The sequence below is a fragment of the Mycobacterium sp. E2989 genome (genome assembly GCF_001667595.1).
Classification (GTDB): domain Bacteria; phylum Actinomycetota; class Actinomycetes; order Mycobacteriales; family Mycobacteriaceae; genus Mycobacterium.
Genome location: NZ_LZJX01000045.1, coordinates 72793 through 80539 on the forward strand (window position 1 = coordinate 72793; position 7747 = coordinate 80539).

General features: G+C 65.7%; 8 protein-coding genes and 1 other RNA gene. All 9 read left to right on the forward strand.

Translation table 11 applies throughout. The annotated features are described in order from the left end of the window. Window positions 1-38: 38 nt before the first annotated feature. Entirely contained in the window at window positions 39-728 is a 690-nt protein-coding gene (gene ftsE, locus A5680_RS09325) for a cell division ATP-binding protein FtsE (protein ID WP_055403053.1), read from the forward strand. Continuing rightward, complete coding sequence (gene ftsX, locus A5680_RS09330; RefSeq protein ID WP_067818538.1) at window positions 729-1622, forward strand: permease-like cell division protein FtsX; 894 nt, start codon at window positions 729-731, stop codon at window positions 1620-1622. 2 nt (window positions 1623-1624) lie between these two features. Continuing rightward, entirely contained in the window at window positions 1625-2134 is a 510-nt protein-coding gene (gene smpB, locus A5680_RS09335; protein ID WP_067818541.1) for an SsrA-binding protein SmpB, read from the forward strand. Next, window positions 2131-2976, forward strand: a complete 846-nt coding sequence (locus A5680_RS09340; RefSeq protein WP_156669607.1) for an EamA family transporter — start codon at window positions 2131-2133, stop codon at window positions 2974-2976. Before smpB ends, A5680_RS09340 begins: the two co-directional genes overlap by 4 nt. Before the next feature lie 56 nt (window positions 2977-3032). Then, entirely contained in the window at window positions 3033-4277 is a 1245-nt protein-coding gene (locus tag A5680_RS09345) for a 26S protease regulatory subunit (RefSeq protein ID WP_067818547.1), read from the forward strand. Window positions 4278-4283: 6 nt separating this feature from the next. Continuing rightward, window positions 4284-5321, forward strand: coding sequence for a tetratricopeptide repeat protein (locus A5680_RS09350; RefSeq protein WP_231977599.1), 1038 nt, complete (start codon window positions 4284-4286; stop codon window positions 5319-5321). 18 nt (window positions 5322-5339) lie between these two features. Then, entirely contained in the window at window positions 5340-6185 is an 846-nt protein-coding gene (locus A5680_RS09355; RefSeq protein ID WP_067818552.1) for a maleylpyruvate isomerase family mycothiol-dependent enzyme, read from the forward strand. 90 nt (window positions 6186-6275) lie between these two features. Continuing rightward, window positions 6276-6643: a transfer-messenger RNA gene (ssrA, locus tag A5680_RS09360) on the forward strand. 68 nt (window positions 6644-6711) lie between these two features. After that, a partial coding sequence (locus A5680_RS09365; protein WP_082970321.1) for an aldose epimerase family protein occupies window positions 6712-7747 on the forward strand: 1036 nt, incomplete at its 3' end.

Genomic DNA, 7747 nt, shown 5'->3' on the forward strand with positions numbered 1-7747 from the left:
CTTGCCAGCGAAAATCACGGCTACACTGGCGTGCCGTGATGATCACCCTCGACCATGTCAGCAAGAAGTACAAAGCGTCGGCGCGTCCGGCGTTGGAGGACGTCAGCGTCAAAATCGACAAGGGTGAATTCGTCTTCCTGATCGGCCCGTCGGGCTCCGGTAAGTCGACGTTCATGCGGCTGCTGCTCGGCGAGGAGAACCCGACCTCCGGCGACATCCGGGTGTCGAAGTTTCACGTCAACAAGCTGCGCGGGCGGCACGTCCCGAAGCTGCGCCAGGTGATCGGGACCGTCTTTCAGGACTTCCGGCTGTTGCAGCAGAAGACCGTGTACGAGAACGTCGCGTTCGCGCTGGAGGTGATCGGCAGGCGGACCGACGCGATCAACCGGGTGGTGCCCGAGGTGCTGGAAACCGTCGGCCTGTCCGGCAAGGCCAACCGGCTGCCGCACGAGTTGTCCGGCGGCGAGCAGCAACGCGTGGCGATCGCCCGCGCCTACGTGAACCGGCCCCTGGTTCTCTTGGCCGACGAGCCGACTGGCAATCTCGACCCAGACACCAGTAAGGACATCATGGATTTGTTGGAGCGGATCAACCGCACGGGGACGACGGTGCTGATGGCGACGCACGATCACCACATCGTCGACTCGATGCGGCAGCGCGTCGTGGAGCTGTCCTTGGGGCGGCTGGTTCGTGACGAGCAACGCGGCATCTATGGGATGGACCGCTAAGTGCGCTTTGGCTTCCTGTTCAACGAGGTCCTGACCGGCCTTCGTCGCAACGTCACGATGACGGCCGCGATGATCCTGACCACGGCGATCTCCATCGGCCTGTTCGGCGGTGGCCTGCTGGTGGTCCGGTTGGCCGACAACTCGCGCGAGATCTATCTCGATCGCGTCGAGACGCAGGTGTTCCTCACCGACGACATCTCGGCCAACGACGCGACCTGCGCGTCGGGTCCGTGTAAAGCGCTGCGGGACAAGATAGATGCGCGCCAGGACGTCAAATCGGTGCGCTTCGTCAACCGGCAGGACGCGTACAACGACGCGATCAAGAAGTTTCCGGAGTTCAAAGACGTCGCGGGCAAAGAATCGTTTCCCGCGTCGTTCATCGTCAAGCTGAACAACCCCGAACAGCACGCGGAATTCGACGCCGCGATGCAGGGCCAGCCCGGCGTGCGCAGCATCCTCAACGAAAAGGATTTGATCGACCGGCTATTCGCCGTGCTGGACGGACTGCGTAACGCCGCGTTCGCCGTCGCGCTGGTGCAGGCCGTCGGCGCAATCCTGCTGATTGCCAACATGGTCCAGGTCGCCGCCCACACCCGGCGCACGGAGATCCAGATCATGCGGTTGGTCGGCGCCAGCCGCTGGTACACCCAGCTGCCCTTCCTGGTGGAGGCCATGCTGGCCGCTACCATCGGCGTCGTCATCGCGATCGTCGGCCTGATTCTGGTGCGGGCCTGGTTCCTGGACAACGCGCTGAGCCAGTTCTACCAAGCGCACTTGATCGCCAAGGTCGACTACGCCGACATCCTCTACATCTCGCCGTGGCTGTTCCTGCTCGGCGTGTCGATCGCCGGCCTGACCTCCTACGCCACGCTGCGCCTCTACATCCGGCGGTAGCTATGGCGAAAGATCCCGGCCGTGCCAAGGGGGCGGGCGACAAGCGCGGCAGCAAACGAATCGTGGCCACCAATCGCAAAGCGCGGCACAACTATTCGATTCTCGAAGAGTTCGAGGCCGGGGTGGCGTTACAGGGCACCGAGGTGAAGAGTCTGCGCGAGGGCAATGCGTCACTGGCCGACGCCTTCGCAACCGTCGACGACGGCGAAGTGTGGTTGCGCAACTTGTACATTCCGGAGTATCAGCACGGTAGCTGGACCAACCATGAGCCACGTCGCAGTCGAAAGTTGTTGTTACATAGGCAACAAATCGACCGTCTGGTGGGAAAGATACGAGATGGTAACCTCGCCCTCGTGCCGATGTCTCTGTATTTCTCCGAGGGGAAGGTCAAGGTCGAGCTCGCGTTAGCGCGCGGCAAGCGAGCGCACGACAAACGACAGGACATGGCCCGCCGCGATGCCCAGCGCGAAGTGGTGCGTGAATTGGGCCGCCGAGCCAAGGGCATGAACTGATCGGGGCGGCTTACGCCCAGCTGTCCGCCGTTACGTACGGTGTCAGCGACTTCGTGGGCGGTGTGGCAGCTCGGCGGGTAGCGGCGCTGCGCGTGATGCTGGTGGTCTATCCGATCGAGACGTTCTTGTTGGCGGCGATGGCCCTCGCCGTGGGCGGGCCGATTTCGCGCGGCGCCATCTTCTGGGGCGCCCTCTACGGCGTCGGGATGGCGGTTGGCATGTGGGCCTTCTTCGCGGCGCTGGGCGCCGGGCCCATCTCGGTGGTGTCACCGTTGGCGGCCGTCCTCAACGCCGCCGTGCCGGTGGCGGTCGGGGTGGCGCTGGGGGAGCGGCCGGGTCCAGGGGCGTCGGTGGGCGTCGTGTTGGCGCTCGTTGCCGTCATGCTGGTGAGCCGCGAGGCGACCGCCCAAGGGGTCACGCCGTATCGATTCACCCCCAAGGTGGCGTGGCTCACGCTGCTCGCCGGCTCGGCGATGGGGCTGAACCTGGTGTTTCTGCACCAGGCGCCGCACGCGTGCAAGCTGTGGCCGCTGGTCTTCGCGCGGCTCTCGGCGACCGTGGTGATCTTCGTGATGGCGGCGGCCAGCGACAACCTGCGCGCCCCGCGCGGCAAGCCGATGAAGCTGGCCTGGGCCGTCGCACTGCTGGACATCTGCGCCAACGTGACCATGCTGCTGGCGCTGCACACGTGGTTGCTCTCGCTGGCCAGCATCCTGATCTCGCTCTACCCGGCGGCCACCGTGGTGCTGGCCATGATCGTGTTGCGTGAGCGGCTGACCCGCTGGCAGGGGTTCGGCATGGTGATGGCCATGGGCTCGGTGGCCATGATCGCCGCCAGCTGAGGCGGTAAGCCTGCTTAAGATTGGCCCAACCGGCACTTCTACGCGGGGAGAACACGGTGGGGGCTTCCGATACCGAGGACCCGGTCATCCGGGAGTTGTCTGGGGCGGTGGAACGCAGTCCCGACGTGATCGAGCTGCGATTGCATTTGGCCGGACTACTGGCGGACAAAGGGCGACACGCCGAGGCGCTGACGCATTGCAGCACGGCCTTGACGCAGGACCCGGGCAACGCCCAGGCCCTCAGCCTGTTGCAGCGGTGCAGCGCGGCCCTCGCGGCGAGCTCGGGGGCGTCGGCGCCTGCGGCAGAGCCGCCGGCCGCCAAAGAGGCGTTTGACTGGTCGAGCGCCGAGCGGGAAGTCGCCGACATCATCGAGCCGGCGTTCGTCGAGCGTCCCCCGGACGCCGTCAACGAGGACGACTTCGACGTCGTGCAGCGCGTCCGCGTCCGGCTGGACGACGTCGCCGGCATGGAGGACGTCAAACGGCAGCTGGACCTTTCGCTGCTCGGCCCGATTAAGAATCCCGAGCTGATGAAGGCGTACAAAGTGACCGCGCGCGGCGGGCTGTTGCTGTACGGCCCACCGGGCTGCGGTAAAACATTCATCGCCAAAGCCGTCTCGGGCGAGTTGGGGGCGAACTTCTACCACGTGGGGATTGCCGACGTTCTCCACCACTGGTTCGGCGACTCCGAGCGCAGCATCCGTGCCGTGTTCGACACCGCCCGGCGCAACGCGCCCTGCGTGCTGTTCTTCGACGAGGTGGACGCGTTGGGTCATCGGCGCTCGGCATTGAGTGGCAGCTCCGGCATGCGGCCCGTCGTCAACACCCTGCTCGAGGAGATGGATTCCGCCGGCTCGGTCAACGACGGCGTGTACGTCCTGGGCGCCACCAACGCGCCGTGGGACGTGGATCCGGCATTGCGCAGGCCGGGTCGATTCGACCGGATGATTTTCGTCGGCCTGCCCGACACCGAGGCCAGGGCCGGGATCGTGCGTTCGCACCTGCAGGACCGGCCGATCTCCGGTATCGACCTCAAGACGATCGCCAACCGAACCGATAGCTTCTCGGGCGCCGATCTGGCCTACGTCTGCGAGATCGCCACGCAGATGGCGATGGCGGATTCAATGCGCAGCGGGCAGGTGCGCCCGGTGCTGATGGCCGACATCGACAACGCCCTCGCGCAGATTCGGCCCAGCACCGGGCCCTGGTTCGACACCGCGCGCAACGTCGTCGAATTCGCCAACAATGACGGCACTTACGACGACCTGGCAAAGTATCTGCGGCGCAAGAAGTTTCGGTAATCAGCGGTGACCTCGGAGCCTGGCCTCGGCCGCATCGACGAGGTTGTCGCCCTCGCCGATGCGTATATGGACGCCGGCAAATACGAAAGCGCGCGGGAAGTGGTGAGCCGGTCGTTGGCTAGCCACCCCGACGACCCCGTTTTGCTGGCCAACTACGCTCGCGCCGAACTCGCGCTGGGCAACGAGTGGCAGGCGGCGCGCAGCGCCCACGCCGCCTTGTCCCGGACGCCCGAGGACGAATTCGCCATGCGGGTTTACGCGTTGTCGCTCTTCCGGCTCGGCCGCCATCATGACGCGTTGTGGATGGCCTGGCGGACGGTCACGACTCACCCCAATTTGCCTGAGCCACTGCGACTCTACGCGTTGATGCTGCAGAAGACATGGCAGCTGCGCTCGGCGCTGGACGTCATCGACCAGGCACTGCGGCTGGATCCGCAATACGTCGACGCGCACATCAGGCGCGGCTCGATCCTGCATGACATGGGCCGGCGGGCGGAAGCGGCGGAGTCGTACCGCGCGGCGTTACAGCTGGACCCGGCCAACGCCACCGCCCTCAATGATCTAGCCGTCCACCGCTTGCAGGGCAACAAGTTGGGTCGCGCCCTGCAGGGCTTCCTCGGCGCCGCGAGACAAGACCCGTCGATTGGGGACCTTGCTCGCAGAAACATCGGGGTGGTGCTGCGAAAGGTGCTCACGGGCATGACGATCGGTGCCGGTCTCGTGGGTGTTGTGCTGGCCATCACCGTCGGGGCTTACGGCGACGGGCGCCCGACCGCCGTGGCGCGACTGGCGGTGGGGCTGATCACCGCCGCCCTGATCGCGGCGCTGTGGTGGTTGCATCGCTCGATCCCGCGCGGCGTGCTGCTTTCGGTATTGCGCAAGCAGCATTTCTCGGCGGCCCGCCTCGTCCACGCCGTTGTCGCGATCCCGGTCGGTGCGTGGGTCACCGTGTACCCCGGCCCCCCGGCGATGATCGCCGTCGGCGCAATGCTCGCAATCAGCGCCCTGGTCATTATTCGGATCGGACTGACCATCGGGAAATGATCGGCCTACTATCCGACCATGGCCGATCGCCCCGTCACCAAGCTCGACAAGTCCGAGGTACTCGCCGGACTGTTCGCGGTGTGGGACGACATCGCCGCGCTGCTGGGCGGGTTGCCGGAAGCCGAATGGCAGGCGGCCAGCCCGCTGCCGGGCTGGGACGTCAAGGCGCTGGTAGCGCACATGATCGGCACCGAATCCTTCCTCGCCGGCGTCCCCGCGCCCCAGCCGGACATCGACGTCTCGACCCTCGACCATGTCCGCAACGACATCGGCGTGATGAACGAGTGCTGGGTCCGCTACCTCAGCGCCGAAGCCGGCGCGGACGTCATCAAGCGGTTCAAGGACATCACCGACGAGCGGCGCAAGGCGCTGACGGAGATGTCCGCGCAGGACTGGGACGCGGCGACGTTGACGCCGGTCGGCCCGGAGAGTTACGGGCGGTTCATGCGCGTCCGGGTGTTCGACTGCTGGATGCACGAACAGGACATCCGCGAGGCGCTGCGCTGGCCGCCGTCCGACGATCAGCTGGTCGGGCCCGCGGCGGAGCTCTCCCTCGACGAGATCGAAGCCACGATGGGCTATGTGGTCGGCAAGCGCGCCAAAGCGCCCGAGGGTTCCCGCGTCTTGTTCGATCTGACCGGGCCGCTGTCGCGCAGCATCCGCGTCGCCGTCGACGGGCGGGCCCAAGTGGTCGACGACTTCGGTGGTCAGGAGCCGACGGTGACGATCCGGCTGGACGGGCTGCAGTTCACCAGGCTCGCCGGCGGGCGGCCGATGTGCCCCACCCGCGCGCAGGGCGTTGAGCTGGGCGGTAACGAGGACGTCGCCGCCCAGGTCGTCGAGCACCTCAATTTCGTGATCTGATCGCAGCGCCGGGGCGGAAGACAACGTCGTTGCCGCGCGTTGATAGCGGCGTACCATGGATTGTCCTGCCGAAAGTCGGCGGGGATGCGAGGGGCTGAACGGTTTCGACTTCGCGCATCGAATCAAGGGAAGCGTGCCGGTGCAGGCAAGAGACCACCGTAAGCGTCGTTGCAACCAATTAAGCGCCGATTCACATCAGCGCGACTACGCTCTCGCTGCCTAAGCGACAGCTAGTCCGTCAGACCGGGAAAGCCCTCGACCCGGAGCCTGGCGTCAGCTAGAGGGATCCACCGATGAGTTCGGTCGCGGGACTCATCGGGACACCAACAGCGACTGGGATCGTCATCCTGGCTGGTTCGCGTGACCAGGAGATCCGAGTAGAGGCATAGCGAACTGCGCACGGAGAAGTCTTGAGGGAATGCCGTAGGACCCGGGTTCGATTCCCGGCAGCTCCACCAAAGGGCCGCAGAGATGCGGCCCTTTTTGCTGGTGCACAGGCTGGTTGGATACGAGTGCAAGGAGCGCCGTGGACGGCAAACGACTGCTTCTGCTTATCGTCGTAGCCGGCGTCGCGGGCTTGGCGGCATGTGGCAACACGACCACGGCGCCCGCGGATCCGCCGTCGATCGCCGGCGAGCCGTTCGGCGAGGTGGATGGAACCCCGGTGACCCGCTACACGCTCACCAACGGGCACGGCATGCGCGTGCGAATCCTGACCTACGGCGGCATCATTCAGTCGATCGAGGTCCCCGACCGCACCGGACATGTCGGGAATGTGGTGCTGGGCTTTCCGACCCTGGACGGCTACCTGAACAACACCGGATCCGCCAAGACCTACTTCGGCGCGATCATCGGCCGCTACGGCAACCGGATCGCCAAGGGGGCATTTTCGTTGAACGGCAACGAGTATCACCTGCCGGTCAACAACAACGGCAACAGCCTGCATGGCGGCACCGCGGGCTTCGACACCAAGGTGTGGCAGGCCGGCCAGCAGCAGGATGGCGACAGCGTGCGCCTAAAGCTCCAATATGTAAGTCGCGCAGGCGAAATGGGCTATCCCGGGACGCTGACGACAACCGTCACCTACACCCTGAACCGGAAAAACGAACTGCGCATCGACTACCACGCGACCACCGATGCGCCGACCGTGATCAACCTGACCAATCACAGCTACTTCAACCTGGCGGGTGAGGACGCCCTCGACATCTACGACCACAAGGTCACCATCGATGCCGACTACTACACGCCGACCGACCCCACCCAGATTCCGACCGGGCAGCTCGCCCCGGTGCAGGGCACACCGTTCGATTTCACAGCACCGACCGCGATCGGCGCGCGTATCACCGCCAATGACCCGCAGCTGCTGCTGGCCCACGGTTACGACCACAACTGGGTGATCAACCGCGGCGACAACGCCGGGCTGGTGCAAGCGGCCAGGGCCGAGGACCCGCGAACGGGGCGCACGCTGACTGTCTCCACCACCGAGCCCGCTGGTGCCCGTGAACGCCCCCTCGATGAAGTTGGACGTGTAGAGCTGCACAGCGGGCTCGGTGGTGGAGACA